This window comes from Psychrobacter sp. TB55-MNA-CIBAN-0194 (assembly GCF_040309505.1).
In the GTDB taxonomy this organism is placed as follows: domain Bacteria; phylum Pseudomonadota; class Gammaproteobacteria; order Pseudomonadales; family Moraxellaceae; genus Psychrobacter; species Psychrobacter fozii.
In genome coordinates this window covers 130,751-149,266 of sequence record NZ_JBEOOW010000008.1, presented here as the reverse complement: position 1 = coordinate 149,266, position 18,516 = coordinate 130,751, and the positions used below count along the sequence as shown (strand labels likewise).

At 42.9% G+C, this 18,516-nt stretch carries 11 protein-coding genes; 8 read left to right on the top strand and 3 right to left on the bottom strand.

Features of this window, described 5'->3' with window-relative positions:
* Positions 1-47: 47 nt before the first annotated feature.
* The 5 genes from AAEY75_RS10915 to mutY all read left to right on the top strand — a co-directional run bounded on the left by AAEY75_RS10915 (position 48) and on the right by mutY (position 8,265).
* A complete protein-coding gene (locus AAEY75_RS10915) occupies positions 48-785 on the top strand; it encodes a dienelactone hydrolase family protein (protein WP_352259581.1) in 738 nt (245 codons plus the stop codon).
* Between the two features lie 319 nt (positions 786-1,104).
* A complete protein-coding gene (locus tag AAEY75_RS10910; RefSeq protein WP_352259580.1) occupies positions 1,105-4,218 on the top strand; it encodes a DUF2339 domain-containing protein in 3,114 nt (1,037 codons plus the stop codon).
* A 143-nt stretch (positions 4,219-4,361) separates the two neighbouring features.
* Complete coding sequence (ylqF, locus tag AAEY75_RS10905; protein WP_352259579.1) at positions 4,362-5,318, top strand: ribosome biogenesis GTPase YlqF; 957 nt, start codon at positions 4,362-4,364, stop codon at positions 5,316-5,318.
* A gap of 127 nt (positions 5,319-5,445) precedes the next feature.
* Complete coding sequence (locus tag AAEY75_RS10900) at positions 5,446-6,867, top strand: KAP family P-loop NTPase fold protein (protein ID WP_352259578.1); 1,422 nt, start codon at positions 5,446-5,448, stop codon at positions 6,865-6,867.
* Positions 6,868-6,972: 105 nt separating this feature from the next.
* Complete coding sequence (gene mutY / locus AAEY75_RS10895) at positions 6,973-8,265, top strand: A/G-specific adenine glycosylase (protein WP_352259577.1); 1,293 nt, start codon at positions 6,973-6,975, stop codon at positions 8,263-8,265.
* A gap of 92 nt (positions 8,266-8,357) precedes the next feature.
* On the opposite strand, the gene AAEY75_RS10890 is transcribed toward mutY, so the two are convergent.
* The 3 genes from AAEY75_RS10890 to rapA all read right to left on the bottom strand — a co-directional run bounded on the left by AAEY75_RS10890 (position 8,358) and on the right by rapA (position 13,197).
* Complete coding sequence (locus AAEY75_RS10890; protein WP_352259576.1) at positions 8,358-8,993, bottom strand: DUF3885 domain-containing protein; 636 nt, start codon at positions 8,991-8,993, stop codon at positions 8,358-8,360.
* Between the two features lie 87 nt (positions 8,994-9,080).
* Entirely contained in the window at positions 9,081-9,983 is a 903-nt protein-coding gene (locus tag AAEY75_RS10885; protein WP_110923563.1) for an acyl-CoA thioesterase, read from the bottom strand.
* 325 nt (positions 9,984-10,308) lie between these two features.
* Positions 10,309-13,197: an RNA polymerase-associated protein RapA gene (gene rapA, locus AAEY75_RS10880; protein WP_352259575.1), complete on the bottom strand. Its 2,889-nt coding sequence runs from the start codon at positions 13,195-13,197 to the stop codon at positions 10,309-10,311.
* A 645-nt stretch (positions 13,198-13,842) separates the two neighbouring features.
* Between rapA and AAEY75_RS10875 the strand changes: the two genes are divergently transcribed.
* The 3 genes from AAEY75_RS10875 to AAEY75_RS10865 all read left to right on the top strand — a co-directional run bounded on the left by AAEY75_RS10875 (position 13,843) and on the right by AAEY75_RS10865 (position 18,496).
* Entirely contained in the window at positions 13,843-16,152 is a 2,310-nt protein-coding gene (locus AAEY75_RS10875) for an ATP-binding protein (RefSeq protein ID WP_352259574.1), read from the top strand.
* A 111-nt stretch (positions 16,153-16,263) separates the two neighbouring features.
* A complete protein-coding gene (locus AAEY75_RS10870; protein ID WP_352259573.1) occupies positions 16,264-17,220 on the top strand; it encodes a response regulator in 957 nt (318 codons plus the stop codon).
* 334 nt (positions 17,221-17,554) lie between these two features.
* Complete coding sequence (locus AAEY75_RS10865; RefSeq protein ID WP_352259572.1) at positions 17,555-18,496, top strand: D-2-hydroxyacid dehydrogenase; 942 nt, start codon at positions 17,555-17,557, stop codon at positions 18,494-18,496.
* The last annotated feature ends 20 nt before the right edge of the window (positions 18,497-18,516 follow it).

The following is an 18,516-nucleotide window of genomic DNA, read 5'->3' as shown; positions in this document are numbered from 1 at the left end:
TACAATGACAAATAAATAAAACTCACAACATAAAAAAGGACAATAATATGTCAATTAAAACATTTGAATTAATCAGCACTACCGAAAATGGCATCGAACTTATTAGCTATGTGGCATTGCCAGAAAACGCATCAGACGATAACTCAGTGCCAGGTATTTTAGTGGCTCCAGAATGGTGGGGCGTGGTCGAGCATCCAAAATCAGTGGTTGAACGCTTGGCAGAAGCAGGTTATGCAGCAGTAGCAATGGATGTCTATGGCGAAGGTAAATTGACCACCGATGCAGCGCAAGCCAATATGTGGATGGAGCAAGTATTGGCTGATCAAGACATGCTCATGGCACGCTGCCGCTTGATTCTCAATGACTTCAATGATCAATTGGCCGTTGATGGTGACAACTTAGCAGCCATTGGCTATTGCTTCGGCGGAAAAATTGTCCTCGATATGGCACGTGAAGGCATGCCATTAAAAGCAGTTGCCACGTTCCATGGTAATCCATCAGCGAAACAGCCAGCAGACAAAAACTTCACAGCAAAAGTGTTGGTCGCCCACGGCCGTGATGATTCGATGGTCTCAATGGATACCATCGAAGGTCTAAAATCAGAGCTAGACGCAGCCGATGTTGATTACACTATCGATGTCTATGACAACGCCAAGCATGGGTTTACCAACCCGCACGCTGACGAACGTGCTGCCAAAAATGAAGTGGATCTTGGCTACAATGAAGCCGCTGCAAAGCAGAGCTGGGAAAACATGCTTGAGTTTATGAAAGCTAACTTGGCATAAGTTGCAACAGCAGAGAAGCCTAAATGCTCTCTGTATATCGTAAAGCTTAAATAGCAAATAAAAGAAAAAGAAGGGCCGCTTAATATTTAAGCGGCCCTTCTTTTTGAATAGCTTTTCATAAGTTACTTTTCAAATATGGTCAAAAAAGTCTAAAACAGATACAAGACAGCCGACTGCAAATTGTACAAGTAGTAAATTTAAGGAGGGTAACGCAGTAGCAGTTTAGTCGTTCTCTGACTATAAGTCGCAAGGACAGTATTGTACTTCTAGGAAAATAGCGTCATTATCACTGCATTATAAGCTGTATTGAGTAATGAGGATGTTCTATCTATTAATAGCCCAATTAGGCTGGATGGCTTTTGCCGCACTATTAATTGTGGTGGTCGCCCTATATGTCAGGATAAATCGGCATATTGGACAACTGCACCGTGATGTCACCAAGCTACAAGCCGAGCTTGAGCAGCAAAAAGATAGTAACCGTCACTTAGCTAACAAGAACTTTTATACTAACGACGATACTATTTCAGAGCATATTACTGAAAATACATCCGTTAATACAAAAGAATCAGCAACCGATACCTCGACATCTACGTGGCCATCATTACCGCCAACGGTTTCTTCTACCTCAGACCTGACAGTAACCCCTGTATCCAACACTTCTAATAATAAACTTGTAGAAAACCCAAATTTAATCAAAAACAAAACGCCCATCACATCTATTCAACCGGATGAGCGCTCGCTACCTATCGTCACCTCGCTATTCCACTCTGTTAAAAACTGGTTTTTTGGTGGCAATTTAGTGGTGCGGGTCGGTGTATTGGTACTACTGGTGGGCGTCGTACTATTACTGCGCTTACTGAGTGATTATATTGAGATTCCGATTGCCTTCAAGCTGATGGCAATCGGTGGCGTAGGGTTAGGATTGGCGGGATTGGGGCTGAAATTAACCGCCAAACGCTTTTCTTATGGTATTACTTTACAAGGCGCAGGTTTAGCCATTGCATATTTGAGCACCTTTTTTGCATACAGCGTTTATGAAATCATTCCGAGTTTACCGAGCTTTATCGGACTTGGGTTATTGTCCGCTATCACCATTGCGCTCGCCGTCCGTCAGAACGCTTTTCCTTTAGCCTTACTGTCATTATCTGGTGGTTTCTTTGCGCCTATTTTGACCAGTGATGATACTGGCAGCTTGGTCGCCTTGTTCAGCTATTATCTATTATTGAACGTCACGATTGCCGTCATCGCTCATTATCGCCCGTGGAAAATATTGAATTTATTCGGTGTGACGGTAACCTTTGGCTTGGCCTACTACTGGGGCATCAGTGAGAACTTAACCGCCATCATTGAGACACAGCGCTGGTCATTGGTATTACTGGTTGCTTTACATTTAATGTTGTATCTCTTTGTCGTGATTCGCTATGCACAACAAATCATTGCCTATAACACGCTCAATGAAGAAGATCTCAGCCATACCGATAGCGCAGATGACATAGAGTATTTAAACGAAGTCCATGTGGGCAGTAGCACGTATTTATTCCCCATTGATACCGGCTTATTGTTTTCAGTACCGCTACTGGCTTTCGGCTTATTTTCTGCTTTATTAGAAGATATTCCTCATGCTTTGACTATCGTCAGTGCGGTTTTAGGCACGGTTTACCTTGGTTTAGGCTGGCTATTTATCCAACGTAGTCAGCGATATGCCTTAATTACTGAAGGTATGTTGGCGTTAGGGTTTGGATTTTTGGCCTTAGTAATTCCGTTGGCACTCGATGCAGAATGGATTGCCTTTGGCTGGTCGGTACAAGGATTAGCCTTGGCATGGTTTGGACGACGCTCACTGCGCGCATGGTCGGTATTATTCGGTGTGCTATTGCAGCTCGTCAGTGTCGTCATGTTGATGGCGACCATCGTATTCTCTAGCAATGACTATCCAATTTTAGCCTTAAGTATTTCAGCGATTGCTTATCTAGCCACCGTATTCATCTTGCGCGCTAGCAACTCGCCAGCCATGTTAAACGACCGCTTGGATGTCGAATTAAGTGCAAACTCAGACAGTCATTTAGCACATGCTAAAGAAAAAAACACCACATCAGACTCAATCACGACATACGCCAGTGCATTGGGTATCAGTGACCAAGCCGCGCAGCAGTGGCTGACTTCAGTCAATAGCCAAAGCAAAGTGTTTGGCCTCGTTTGGCGCAGTCCTAGATTGATATGGTGTCTGACCTTGACGGCTGTGGTATGGATGCTACAAGTCTTAGTACTTGATTTAAATCATTGGTTTGAGGTTTGGCAGCCCGATACGATGACGATTGCATTGGCTGCACTGGTCAGTCTTGCTATCTATTGGAGTATCAACCGCTATCAGCCATGGGTAGAAGCCAAACAGCTGAGTCATGGATTGCTACTCCTATTTTATCTGATGCTCGTACTGCAACTACCACAGAAGTTTGAGCTGAATCTATCATGGTCATCAGCAGAATGGCTGGTATTTGCCAGTTTACTCATTGGTTGGCTCACTATTGGACAACTGTGGTTAAAGGTCTGGCACGACGATGCCAGTCTATCGCGCTATGATGGTGCGAGTTGGCTCGGCGCTGGTATTTTAGTCATCGCGGCGGCGGCACATTATGGTCTGCCCGCCTCTGCTGGCGTGATGGCTATTTTAACTCCAACCATTTTAATACTAGCAGGACTGTGGTGTGGTTATCGTTATGGCAACTATTATCAGACAGCCCCATCAATCAGTGAGACCTCAACGCATGGATTACTGTACTGGTTTGATTGGCAACAGGCATTATTGAGCTGCACCGCCATCATTGCGCCCATTACATTAAGTTGGGTCATTATTACCAATTGGTCTTATGATGGTGTGATTTGGGGCATGTCCTATTTTCCATTGTTGAACCTATATGATGTTACCTCAGGGCTAGCGCTACTCGTTGGTTTTAGCATTTATTATCTGAATAAGCAATATCATAACGAGCAGTCAAACCAAGAAAACGCAGTCATCCAAAAGAATATTCAGAAAGTATTTACCGCTCATAATTTGCTGATTATTTTAGGACTTGTTGGCTTTTGGCTGATATCTAGCATCCTCATCAGAACGCTTCATGCCTTTATTGACACACCATTATGGTATGCAGGTGCTTGGCAAAGCGAGCAAGTGCAGACTGGACTGACCATGTTGTGGACGCTCCTTGCCTTGGTCGCCACTATCATCGCTAGCCGCTACTGGCAGCGTGCGCTGTGGTTTATGGGTATTGGGCTATTGGGTGTCGTCGTCCTCAAACTGGTCTTAGTCGATTTGTCACAGACTGAAGCGATTTGGCGGGTGATATCCTTCCTTGGCGCGGGTAGTTTGATTCTGCTCATTGGTTATTTGGCACCACTACCACCCACACAAGATGAGATCACGGACAAGACGTAACCATAACCTGATCACAATCTCACATGATGGTTAAGTGAAATTGTGGCGTGAGCAATGTGGTTCTGTAGTAAACTGAGCACCATTAGAAAGTAAACGTTGATTGTTTTACTTTTAGCATTTTTTATAAAAGGTTATGAAAGCAGATGGATAAGAGAGCAAGTATTCAGTGGTTCCCTGGGCATATGAACAAAGCCCGTAACGAAATCAAAGAAATCATGCCACAGATGGATTTGGTCATCGAGGTCATCGATGCGCGTATCCCTTATAGTAGTGAAAACCCAATGGTCGCGGCACTACGCGGCGAAAAACCTGTCATCAAAATCCTGAACAAAGCTGATCTTGCTGATCCAGAGTTGACCCAAATATGGATGGATTATCTTGAGCAGCAGAGCGGTGTAAGAGCCATTGCTTGTGATACTGAAAAGGCCAACGACGTAAAACGCATCATCGCCATCTGCAAACAACTCGTTCCGAATAAAGTCGGTACGGGTCGTCAAATCAAAGCCATGATTATGGGCATTCCAAACGTTGGTAAATCAACGTTGATTAATACCTTAGCAGGGCGCGCTGTGGCCAGAACCGGTGATGAACCCGCCGTGACCAAATCGCAGCAGCTAATCAAGCTAGACGATGACATCATGCTCTATGACACGCCTGGCATGCTGTGGCCAAAAGTTGAGAACGAGAACTCTGGCTATCGTCTGGCAGCGACTGGTGGTATTCGTGATACGGCTTTTGACTTCGCTGATGTGGCCAGTTACACCGCTGAGTACCTAATGCATGCTTATCCTGAGCTGCTAAAAACCCGTTATAAAATTGAAGAACTACCAAAGACCGATTGGCAGTTTTTTGAAGTCGCTGGACGCAATCGCGGCTGTGTACGTTCGGGCAATCAAGTCGATACGTACCGCATGTCTGAGATTCTAGTTAACGAGCTACGTAGTGCGAAACTTGGACGTATTACGCTTGAGACTCCAGCCATGACGGAAGCTGAAGAAATTGTGGTCGCTAAACAACGCATTGCAGCTGAAGAGAAAAAGAAGGCCAAAGAAGAAGAAAAGCGTTTACGTCGTTTGAAGACGCGGAAGAATCGGAAGTAGGTTTGGTTTAAAAGCTCATTCAAAAAGCTACTACCTATAAAAAAGCCCTTATGGGCTTTTTTTATGTCTGTATTATCTGTATAACATCAGTATCGTATATCAAAATTATAAATATAGAGAGTGCTTAATGACAGATTACAGCGTAATGAAAGAGTTAACTTTTTCTAGTAGAGATGAGTTCACACGTAAGCCTATCGCTGAAAAAATCATTAAGTTATTAGATTCAGATATTGATGTCTCACCACTTATCATCGACGGTAAATGGGGTACAGGTAAAACAGAGTTTTGCTTCAAACTCAAAAACCTCATTGAAGACGTTAATCCCAATAATTATAAAGTTGGCTACGTGAACGCCTTTCAAGCTGACCACACTAACGAGCCGTTACTGACTTTAATTTCAGAGATTGTAAGTTTTTACCCTAAAAAAAGTTATCAGCGAAAAAGACTGATAAAAAATGCTGTTCCTTATTTACGCTTAGTCGGTGGTGTTGGTTTGAAGGCAGGATTAGGCTTTGCTTTTGGGCGCTATGCTGCAGATATACCTACAGAGTTTTCTAAGGGTATGGAAACCATAGAAGAAGGTTCAAAAGAGTTAATAGACCTTTCTTTAGAATCTCTTATTGAAGACCAAGCTGAGGCTGACAGAAGCCTAAACACCCTAAAAAATGCATTGAATAATGTTGCAACAGACAATCCTGTTATTTTACTGATTGACGAGTTAGACCGCTGCCGTCCAGATTTTGCAGTAATGATGTTAGAGACTATTAAACACGTTTTTGACGTTGAAAATGTACAGATCATTTTGATTACAAATGCTGAGCAGTTAAAAGCTACTATCAAACACAGTTATGGCAGCGAAACCAACTCCCACGACTATCTATATAAATTCTTTAAGTATCAGATCAATTTACCAACTGCTGCCAAAGATACTGAGGGTAGATCAGTCGAAAATAATGTCACTTACTTTAGAACGGTAGTACAAGCCAGCAAAGTCATCCGACAAGAATTTAAAGACAACGAATTTATCTACGAGATTCCAACCTTTCTTGATGTGGGAAAGTTATCACTTCGTAAAATTGAACAGACTGTTCGTTGTATAGAAACGCTAACCATTTTTGAAAATGAAGAGCAAAGTAAGTCACCGATTGTTGAGCAGATTTTGATGGTCTTCCTATCATTTGTTTATATGATGGATGAAGGAATATTTCAGGAGATAAATAATAAAGAAATCGATGACGTTAATTTTTTACGCTTTACTAATGCATCTCAGTCCACTGTCTCAGAGTATGAATACTCCGTAGAGGACTTGGAGTTAAAGGATATAATTTCTATTATTTTTAATAAATACTTTGGTCAAGAGTGTTTATTCTTACCTACAAACTACTTTGATCGCCAACGTGCTACTCAGAGACTAGGTGAATTCCTAGCTATTTATAAGTTTGGTGCAGAAACAAATTATTTAATGAAATTTAAAGATAATAATTCTTACATTTATGAATATATAGACCATACAATCAATAACCTCTTACTTTTTGATATTGTTAAGTAGTTATTTTTATTATATTGTTCAATAATATCACGTCAAAGTTGGGTCGTAGCAAATACGTATATCAGCTATAATTGGATACCTTTAAAAAACCAAATATAAGAGCCTATGACCCAGCTAACTGCCAACTCTACACCTTCTGATACCAACTTTAGCCACTCCACCTCTTCCCTAAACTCCTTCGCCCCACGCCTACTCGATTGGTTTGCCGAAAATGGTCGCCATGATCTGCCTTGGCAACAGCACCAGACTGATACGCCCAACCCTTATATCGTATGGTTATCAGAAGTCATGCTCCAGCAAACACAAGTAACCACTGTTCTGCCCTACTTTGCGCGATTTATGGAATCATTTCCGACCGTGCAGGATTTGGCCACAGCAGAGTGGGATACCGTAGCAGAGCATTGGGCAGGGCTTGGCTACTATGCGCGCGCGCGTAATTTGCATAAAGGTGCCAAGCAGTTGGTTGAAGTCATCGAAGAAACGGGCGAGTTTCCACAGACACTAGCAGGATGGGAAGCTATCTCTGGTGTTGGGCCGTCGACCGCTGGTGCCATTATGGCGATGGGATTGCATCATTATGGCGTCATCTGTGATGGCAACGTCAAACGAGTAATCACGCGTTGGGCAGCGATTGATGGTGATATCACCAAGTCTGCTACGACTAAAGAGCTGTGGGCATTGGCAGAGCGCCTGACACCTACAGAGAACTCAGGACTATTTGCGCAAGCGATGATGGATATGGGCGCGACATTATGCACCCGTAGCAAGCCTGCCTGCCTATTATGTCCACTCAAGGAAGACTGCCTAGCACATGCGCAAGGGCGCGAGACAGATTATCCCGTCAAAGCAAAAAAGCAGCCCAAGCCTAGTAAGTTTAGTAATGCGCTATTAATTAAAAATACTGATGACGACATTTTATGGCTACAACGTCCTGATAATGGTATTTGGGGTGGACTGTGGAGCTTACCCTTACAGTTTATAGAAAAAATTGACGGTAAGACAAGTAGTAAAGCCACTGGTAAGACTGATGCTAAAAAACCAGCGAGCGATGATAAGCCAACTAATATACCAAGTGACGTCCGTAGTCATGAAAAAGTATACGAGACAGAATTTACCACGGCTGAGCAAATTATCAATGAATGGTTGACGAAGAATAAGCTAGCCGCACAATCAGTCAGTAAGTCATTGCTTGATGACGCGCCTATTAAGCACTCACTGACCCATTTTCATTGGTATTTAACCCCGCAAAAACTCACTGTTGATGCCGCGCAAATACTAGAGCTTAATGAGAAATTAGCAGCGGCCGAGATTGACTTTAAATGGCTTACTGAACAAACGGCGCAAGACAGTTTAGGACTACCTCGTGCTATGGAAAAAATTATTGAGCTACTTCAGTAGTTTCTATGGATTACCTATCTTCTGAATTCTTTAGAACAATTTAAAAAGTTATATGGATAGTTTTTTATAGAATTACCAAAGGAAAATTTGGTTTAAAACTTCATGAAGTTTTTATTCATAATTTCACGGTCATAGTCAAGCAAATAACTATTAAAACTATCAAATAATATTTGTTTTAAATCATGATTCGATCCGATGATATCCATTCCTCTGTCATCATATGGGTGGGCTAGAATCTGCAATTTAGAACTAAAAAAATAAATATGAGCACTCACTTTTGGACTGATATTAAAGTCAGAAGAAACAGCAGACCATAATAAGCTCAACATCTCCGTTCGTCCGATAGGAAAGATAATAAATGTTCTAAAATAATTTTCCTCTAAGTCATCGTTTTCTTCTTGAGAATATTGCTCTTGCCAAATTTCACATGATGATTTATTAAGCTCAATATCAAGGCTCTTCAATTGCTTGAAGATTGATAAGTTGGCTAATAACCCTTTTCCACCATAAAAACTGACACATGCATACAAGTCATTTTTTTTACCAAATACATTGTCAAGAATCTCAATGCCTTTTGAAAGAGCTTGATTAAACAACTCCACAAATGAGCCCTCTACAGATAGCTCGAAACGCAGTGACTGTTCATGCAAAGAAAATAAACCATGCTCAAAAGCATTTTTTCCAAAAGTCCGATACGCTAAGTCTCTAATAAGAAAGATATTTTTCACTATTATAATCTCAACAAGTATTTATTATTTTTTTGCGCCTACTAAGCAACCTTGACATACGTGGGAATAAAGATAAGCCCTAGAAACCTAAGACTTTGGCACACGCAAACGCATCAGGCCTTCTTGCTGCACCGTGGCAACCAGCTTACCATCTTGCCAAAACTGTCCGTGGTTTAGCCCTTTCGCATTGGATGTCGTGTCACTCCACATGTCGTACAGCATCCATTCGTTCAAATCAAAATCGCGATGAAAATGCATTGAGTGATCAATACTGGCCGCTTGTAGACCACTGGTCATAAAGCTGACGCCATGCGACATGAGTCCCGTGCCAACCAAGTAAAAGTCAGACGAGAACGCCAATAATGCTTGCTGAATCGCCACCGGTTGATTGCCCAACTCGCGGATACGTAGCCAGTTTGCCTGCTTGGGCTTCATGGGTTCTGGGCTGATCGGGTTACGTGGTTTGACCGGTTTAATCTCCACATGACGGCGACGCATAAACCTTGATTTTAGTGCTTCTGGTACTTTGCCCACATTTTCTTCTTTTAAATCTTGCTCAGTCAGCAGATCTTCTGGTGGCGGATAGACCGGCATGTCTTCTTGATATTCAAGCCCCTCCTCCATTGGTGAAAACGAGGCAATCATCGAAAATATGACTTGCTCAACCGGTGGCTTACCACGCACTTCTTTGTACTGAATTGCGGTCACTTCACGTGCAGACAGACTACGGCCATCGCGCAATCGACGCACCTGATAAATCACTGGTTGGTTGATATCGCCGCCGCGCAAAAAATACCCATGCAATGAGTGACAAGGTTTGTCTTGTTCGAGCGTATGCGCTGCCGCCATGATGGCTTGTGCCAATACTTGCCCACCAAAAATACGACTGCCCACATAGTCATGGCTCTTACCCTCGAAGACATCGGGGGTAACTTCGATAAGTGCCACAGTAGCCAGTAACTCATCAATCAGTTGCAAATAATCGGGCATGACAATATGTTTCCTTATTTTCATCAAAAACGCACAGCACCTCACGATATCAATAGGCTATATCGACAGGTCCTTTGTATTTGTACTTGAAGTTAAAATAATATGAAATCACTTGCTGAATGTAAACAAGAGAAATTTTAGAACGAAAATACGGCCATAGCAGCACTAGTATTTATTATAAATAGAAAGCGATAAACATCTTACCCAATATCAGTGGCTTTGGCTAGCGACTGACAGGCCACTCGCGAGTATCCATTCGTTTATTCAACTTAAACAGTAAAACGAGGCGCGTTATAACGCCTCGTTCTTTATGTTTATTTTAAACTTATGGCTTCACAGCTACTAGCACACGGATAGAGTCAGGTACTAATGACAAGTTGCTTAGTGCTTGCTCGCCTTGCGCTTTTAGTTGCTCTAAACGCTCAATCTCTGCAGGGCGCACGTTAGGGTTGATGGTTTGGAGATGTTGTAGACGTTTGATTTCACGTGACCACTGTTGGCTAAAGCGCGCGCTTGCTTGCTCACCAATCTCAGCCAGCTGCTGACGGGCAATGTCCTCAGCTTCATAATAACGCTGCTCAATCACATCACCACGTACTTTAATCACTTGGCGTGCACGGTTTTTATCCAAACGCTCAATGTGCGGCATAATCATCTCAGCGCTGATACGTGCTGACAAATCACTGCCCTGCTCACTGATAAAGACACGGATATTTTGCGTGGTCAATGTCGCTGGTAAATTCAACAGCTTTGGCGCTATCGCTTCTACACGGAAATTCACTTCTAGCAGTACCATGCCTTGTGGTACGGCAGCACTTTTGAGCATTGCAACTGTCGTATTACCAAAGGTACTGGTACTCGCCAGCTCATAGATAGCACGCATCAATGGATGCTCATGAGTAATGAATTCGATATCTTCACGCTGTAGCGCTTGATCACGCTCAAACGTCAACGTCATGCCGTCTTCGTCACCAAGTGGCAAACCATCGATATAGTCACTAATTTCAGTGCTATCAATCGGTGCGATAACCCATGAGCCATCACGCTGAATATTATGATCGATATTGGCCGAAGCAAAGAAACGCTCAATGAATTGTGGCAATAGGTTGTGACTATCAAAGTCACGCATGGCGTCAGCGATACGCCCAGCGACACGTGGACGGCACGAGTTATACTCTAGCAGACGATCGCGACCAGCTTGTAGCTGTGCTTCTAGTCCCAATCGTGTCTGTAGCGCTTCTGCGATAACACCTTGTAGAGTAACCTTGTTTTCGGCCGTATCTGCACCTTCAAGCATTGGCTTTAGATCTTGAATGTACTGCTCTTGCACGCTCTGCGCTGTCGGTGAAATCTGATTGAACATATTGAGCGCATCGTTATACCACTGATACAGACGCTCTTGCGCCGTGCCCTGTACATAAGGCACATGTAGCATGATTTGTTGTGTCTGACCGATACGATCTAGACGACCAATACGCTGCTCTAACGTATCTGGATTCGCAGGCAAATCCCACAATATCAACTGACTCGCAAATTGGAAATTACGGCCTTCTGAACCAATCTCTGAGCATAGTAGTATCTGTGCGCCTTCACTGTCTGCAAAGAATGCGGCTGCTTGGTCACGCTCAAGCAATGTCATCTGCTCGGTAAAGATAGCTGTCTTAATGCCTGCATGCAGACGTAATACCGCTTCTAAACTTTCAACCGTCGCGCCACTACGGGCAATCAACAGTACTTTTTGATGTTTCAGCTCGCCGCGCAAAATATCAACCAACCAAGACACACGTGGATCATCTTCTAGCCAGCCACCATCAGGTTGATTTTCTTCGCCCCATAGCTGCTCACGCAATTTACCCGTGGTTTGATAGCTGTTTACCCATGCATCAGGTAGTGGCAGCGGATAAGGCTGGCTACTACGACCATAAAACCCTTTGACACTCTCACGGGTATTACGGAACAGGATACGACCAGTACCATGACGATCTAGCAGCTCGTTAAGTGCATAAGTGCGCAGTTTTTCGTCGTCATTGATCCCTGCCAACTCATCAGCACCGAGCGTAAGCAAGCTACTCAAAGCAGCGATTTGCCCGTCACTCAATGGCTTATCTTCTATCAGTACACCAGCGACCGATGCCGTCTCAGCAAAAGCGGCTTGACCATCGATAAACTCATCTAAATCATCAAAACGATCTGGATCAAGCAAACGCAAACGCGCAAAGTGACTTTGTGCACCAAGCTGCTCAGGTGTTGCTGTCAATAGCATGACGCCTGCCGTCTCTTCTGCAAAGTCAGCAATCAAGTCATATTTATCGTTGCCGCCTTGTGCCTCATCCCAATGCAGGTGATGCGCCTCATCGACGACCAATAAATCAAACCCTGCATCCATCGCTTGGTCATACAAGTCAGGATGGTCAAGCAATAGATCCATACCAGCGATGATACATTGCTCGGTCGCAAAGACATTTTGTTCAGGATCGTGCTCTTTAATCGCTGCCGTACGTACCAAGTCAAACAAAGCAAAGTTTAGATTAAAACGACGGCGTAGCTCAATCATCCATTGGTATTGCAGACTATCTGGAACAAGAATGAGCACGCGCTCAGCCTTGCCAGTCAATAGCTGCTGATGAATAATCAAGCCAGCTTCGATGGTTTTACCTAGGCCAACTTCGTCAGCGAGTAAGACACGCGGTGCAATACGTTTACCAACTTCATGAGCGATATAGAGTTGATGCTCAATGATATCGACACGCGCACCCATCAGGCCTTTGAGTGGATGACCAGCCAGCGCTGATTGCATACGCAAGATATCTTGACGCAGCTCATACCAATCACCACGTTCGATACGACCAGCCAGCAGGCGCTCAAGCGGCTTGGCAAGCGTGATGTTGGCAGCGAGACGAGTTTCCATGATGCCGCGCTCGTGTTCATCGACACTATATTTGAGCACACCCATCACTTCATCGACAGCATTGACCGTATAGCATTTGCCGTCTTGGTCATAAATGCTGTCACCAGCTTTGAACACCACGCGCGATAGTGGCGCAGAGTTTTTGGCATAGACGCGCGTCTCTTCGCTTTGCGGGAATAAGATATGCACACATCGGTCGTCAACATCGATGACCACACCCAAGCCAAGCTCAGACTCCGTATCAGATAAATAACGTTGACCAACGGCGAATTCAGTACTGTGCAATGAAGCGATAGAGATAGTCATAGGGCGATGTCTTTTGTACTCAGGTAGTAAGAAATTAGATAGATAGCTTAGAAAACAGCAATGGCGGCTAATAACCGCTAAATAAGGTTGTTCACACCGTAAAATGTCAAAAAGACATAAACAAAGTGCCACAACATTAATCAAGCCAGCAGTTTAGCCGACCATTATATAACGTTAGCGGGTAGATGAGTGCGTTAAGTTGACTTTTCAAGAGCAGATTCATGCAAGATTATGTCAATGCTAAGCATAAGTTGGTCATATAAAACAATAAGATAACGACTCGCAAGTATATAAAAAACATTTACATCATAAAATTGTTTCTATACTGTTACTTTATGAAAATAGATGTCTTTTTTGTTACGTTGATTATTCATATTTATTATTAACAAAAATATCTAGTGGCCTAATATCTAAAACTAGTTTTGTTCAAAACTGTACGAATATCACTGCTTTTATAGACACTTAACTTTTAGATAAACATAACAGTTAAGCCTTAAAGCTATTCGCTTGACCTTTTCTTTTAGCCCATTCGACATTTGATATTCAGATTGAGGACACGCTTTAATAATCACGGCTCTTTTTCTACCCAAAAATACTGCTGTTGGTATTTTTCGTACTTTATATAATTCAAGGATGAATACATTTATGAGTGCCTCCAAAAAAGTTGGCTTGCTCAACCAAGTCAGTACCCAAGTGACCGTTATTTTGTTTCTTGCTTTTGCCGTTGTTCTTGCCGTTGTCGTCTATATTGTCGAAAAAGAAGGTTATGAAAAAATCCGACTTGAGTCCGGAAAACTAGTGGCTCAACGAGGTAATACGGCAGTCAATAGTATCTCCTCAGATGTCAATCGCGTGATGCGTAGTGCGTTGCAGCTACAGCAAAGTGCCCAGACACTACCACTACAAGAAAATATTTTGCAAGCCAGTACTGCCAATGCTTTTGATAAGCGAGACTATAGCTTGCTAGGCAGTGGTGGCATTTGGCCTGATATTGGTGCGCTTGGTGAGGGTGCAGCTACTCATCCATTTTTGATGGTACGCCAAGATGGTGATTACCGAGCCATACTAACCGATCCAAATCCTGCTAATCCTTACTATAAACAAGACTGGTTTAATAAGGTAAGAGCCCTCAATCCTGACGGTTGTATTTGGGCTGATGTGAGCCCAACTCAGACCAAAGGCGAGCTTGCCATGAGCTGCGGCGTGGCCATCGATCGTGACAATCAGTTTTGGGGTGTGAGCACAGTCAACTTTACACTCAATCAATTACAAGAAAACATCGTCAACCTGAGTGAAAGCTCAGGTTCAGGCTATATTCTATTGCTTGATAATAGCAATAAGGTCATCGCCTCATCCAACCCCGAAAGCCTAAACTATATCGATGAAGACACTGGTACACCGCTTGATATTAAGCAAGTGATTGATTCGGACCCTGCTTGGCAACCTATCTTAGATTTTTTAGATACTCAGCATAGCGATATCATCAAACAAGTTGCGGCGAAAATCTCTCCAGAAGCCCAGCAAATCATTGCAACACTTAATAAAACGGAATCAACTGCTGTTAGTAGCTCTGAACTTATCAATTATGCAGCTTATGTGAATGCCAGTGAAAACCATCAAAGTACGATGGACAGTCGCCTATTACAGAATTTCGAGTTGACCAATGACAACTATTATAATGGTAGTCAGGCGTATGTTTTCCAGATTCCTGAAACCTACTGGAAACTCATCGTGGTACAGCCCGACTCTGCTGTCAATGCCATTGCAGATAACTTAAGCAAAAACCTGATCAGATCAATCATGTTAGCGTTACTTATCACCGTTGTGCTGATCTATTTCATGCTGACATTCTTGGCATTTAAACCATTGAAAGAGACCACAGACAAAATCTCGCTCGCTGAAAAACTGATTGATGACAAGCAATACAACAAGCTCAGCGAGGTCAAATTTGCGGGTGGACGTAATGAGATTGGTCTAGTTAACCACTCTATTAACGAGCTACTTCATCGTATTCAGTCCAATGAAGGTAAGCTTGCCAATATCAATCAACAGCTAGAGGTAAAAGTCGAAGAACGCACTGCTGAGTTGCAAGACACCCTAAAAGAGCTAAAGAACTCACAATTGCAATTGATACGTTCTGAAAAAATGGCCACGCTCGGTCAGATGGTCGCAGGCGTTGCTCATGAAGTAAACACACCTTTATCCTATGTGCAGAACAACCTCGAAATCATCGGGCAATTGACAGCACAATATGAAGATTTGATTACTTTGGTGCAAGGGTTGAAGTCACTTAATACTAATGAAGCAGTGCCTACCACTGAAATCGAGAAATTATTGGCAGATATCGTTCGTGCCTCTGATGAAATCGAAGAAGATGACCTATCAGATGAGCTCAAAGAGCTGATTAAAGACTCCTTATTTGGAGTAGAACAAATTACTGAGATGGTACTCAATTTGCGTAATTTTGCACGTCTTGATGAGTCAAAAGTCAAAACGATCGATGTTCGCGAATGTATAGAATCTTCGCTAAAAATCGCTGGTAATTCTATTAGACATCAAGACATTGTCACCAACTTTGGCCCAACGCCTGAAATCAAATGCTCACCATCACAAATCAATCAGGTGCTGGTCAACCTATTAAACAATGCCTCGCAAGCAATGGACGGCAATCCTGATGACAAAATCGAAGTGCGTACCTACGCTGATGATATCAACGTTTATATTGAGGTCAGCGATAACGGTAAAGGCATGAGCCAGTCCGTATTGGATCAAATCTTTGAGCCGTTCTTTACCACAAAAGCAGCAGGTGAAGGTACTGGCCTCGGCATGGCTATCAGTCAACAAATTATGGAACAACATAATGGTGCGATTCAAGCCACCTCAACCGAAGGCGTTGGCACGGTGTTTACCCTAACCTTACCCATCGATAATAATTTAACAGAACAAAATATGTAAGCATAAGCGAAGCGTTAATTATATTGTCAGTGCAGCGCATAACCGAGCTGCACTGATAAAAGGAACAATACCTATAATTTAGCCCCTACTATTCATCGTAAGGATACGAACATGAATGAGATTGAAGACAATATACAGCCGTCTGTTCTAAGTACTGAACCTAAACCAAAAATTGCGTTTATCGATGATGAAAAACGCATTTTGCGCTCAATGAAACTGCTCTTTCGCAAAAGTCATGATGTTTTTATCACCACTGACCCCAACGAATATATTGATTACATCAAAAATAACCACGTGCATGTGGCCGTCAGCGACCAGCGTATGCCTGAGCGTGTTGGTGTTGACATATTACGAGAAGTCAAAGAAGTTTCACCATCGACCATGCGTATTTTGCTTACTGGGTATGCCGATCTAAACGCTATTATTGGCTCTATTAACGACGGCGAAATTTATCGTTATCTGACCAAACCGTGTAAATCTGAAGAGCTTCAATCAGTTGTTGGCCGCGCCACCGAAATTGCTTTGACGTACAACCCTGATGAAAATGCAGATCAAATCGACAGCTCAGATAATAAGCAAACACTATTGGTCATAGATGAGAACGACGAGCTGATTGAGCAAATTCGTAAGCAGTTTTCAAACAGCTACAAAGTACTACATGCTACCAGTTTAGAAACTGCCTACGATTATCTTGCGAACTATGATATCGGTGTTTGTATCACAGATATTAATGTTGCCGGTGAGAATATCGCTCCTATTATCTTCACCTTAAAGCAAGATGCACCGCACCTAGTGGTGTTAGTACAAACACAATTTCAAGATGCCAGTTTATTGATTGATCTTATTAACAAAGGTCAGGTATATCGCTGCTTACCAAAACCGATGCGTGCCAGCCTGCTAGAGATTAGCGTCAACCGCGCGTTCCGCCATCATAGCAATCTCAAAGCCAGCCCTGATTTGGTCAAACGTCACGAAGTAGAGCACGATCCTGAAAATGATATTCGTATTGATTTAAGCAATCGGGTACGTAGTTTTATTGGAAAATTGCGCAAGCGTTTTTCGCTATAGCCTATTATTTATAACCAATAAACACGGCAAACCCTTATAAAAAACCCTTACATCAATTGTGGCGTAAGGGTTTTTTATCATTTTATCTCTCATATTAAAAACGTTAAGCACCAGACAGCTCATTGATAACTGAGACCTCGCAGTTTTTGACTCATAGTCGCTCAGTAGGTCAGCTTCAACTTTCCACGCATTATTTTTGATTACTGCTTCTGATCGTCGCTTTAATACTACAATGTTTTTAATCAACCGCTTTTGATTGACCAAGGCAACATGCTACATTACCTCGATAATCATTAAAACAAACTTTAAAATAACCATTCGATAAGGAATAACCATGCAAGCGGTTTTTTTAGACAAAGGTACTTTTTCTGAGGGCATCGACTTACCTGCCCCAACAGGCATCAGCGACTACGTTACTTATAACGACACCCCAAAAGATACGGCTGTTATTTTAGAGCGCTGTAAAAATGCCGATATTATCATTACCAATAAGGTGCAGATTAACGCTGAAGTAATAAGCAAGCTGCCCAAGCTTAAACTCATTCAACTGACTGCCACTGGCATGAACAATGTCGATCAAGATGCTTGCAATGAGCACGATGTTGCGCTTTTTAATGTTGCTGGTTATGCGGTCAAAAGCGTGCCCGAGCATACGTTCATGCTCATGCTAAACGCAATGCGCGCAGGCATCCATTACCATCAAAAAGTCTCTGATGGTACGTGGCAAGCGAAAGGTGATTTTTGCCTGCTTGATATCCCGCTGATAGATTTGGAAGATAAGACGCTAGGTATTATTGGGGTTGGCACCATCGGTAAACGCGTCACCGAAATCGCGCGTGCCTTTGGTATGAATGTATTATGGGCGGAGCAACAAGGACGTGCGCCGCGCAATGACGACTATACAGCGTTTGAGGACGTACTTGCTCAGTCCGATGTTCTAAGCTTACACTGCCCGTTAAATGCACAAACTCAGCACCTTATTAATGCAGATACTTTAGCAAAAATGGCCAAACAGCCGCTCATCGTCAATGTCGCTCGTGGTGGTATCGTCGATAGCCAAGCGTTGACCAATGCGATTAATAACGAGCAAATCATTGGTTATGCCAGTGATGTGTTTGAACAAGAACCTATTGCTAACAACGATCCGCTATTGAGCTTAAAGAACCATCCACGTGTCATCTTTAGCCCGCATAACGCTTGGGGCAGTAAGAGCGCACAAGAGACGCTGTGGCAGATGCTAAGCAAACAAGTCGCGGATTTTATCAATACGCATTAAAAGACAACCACTCATCAAAT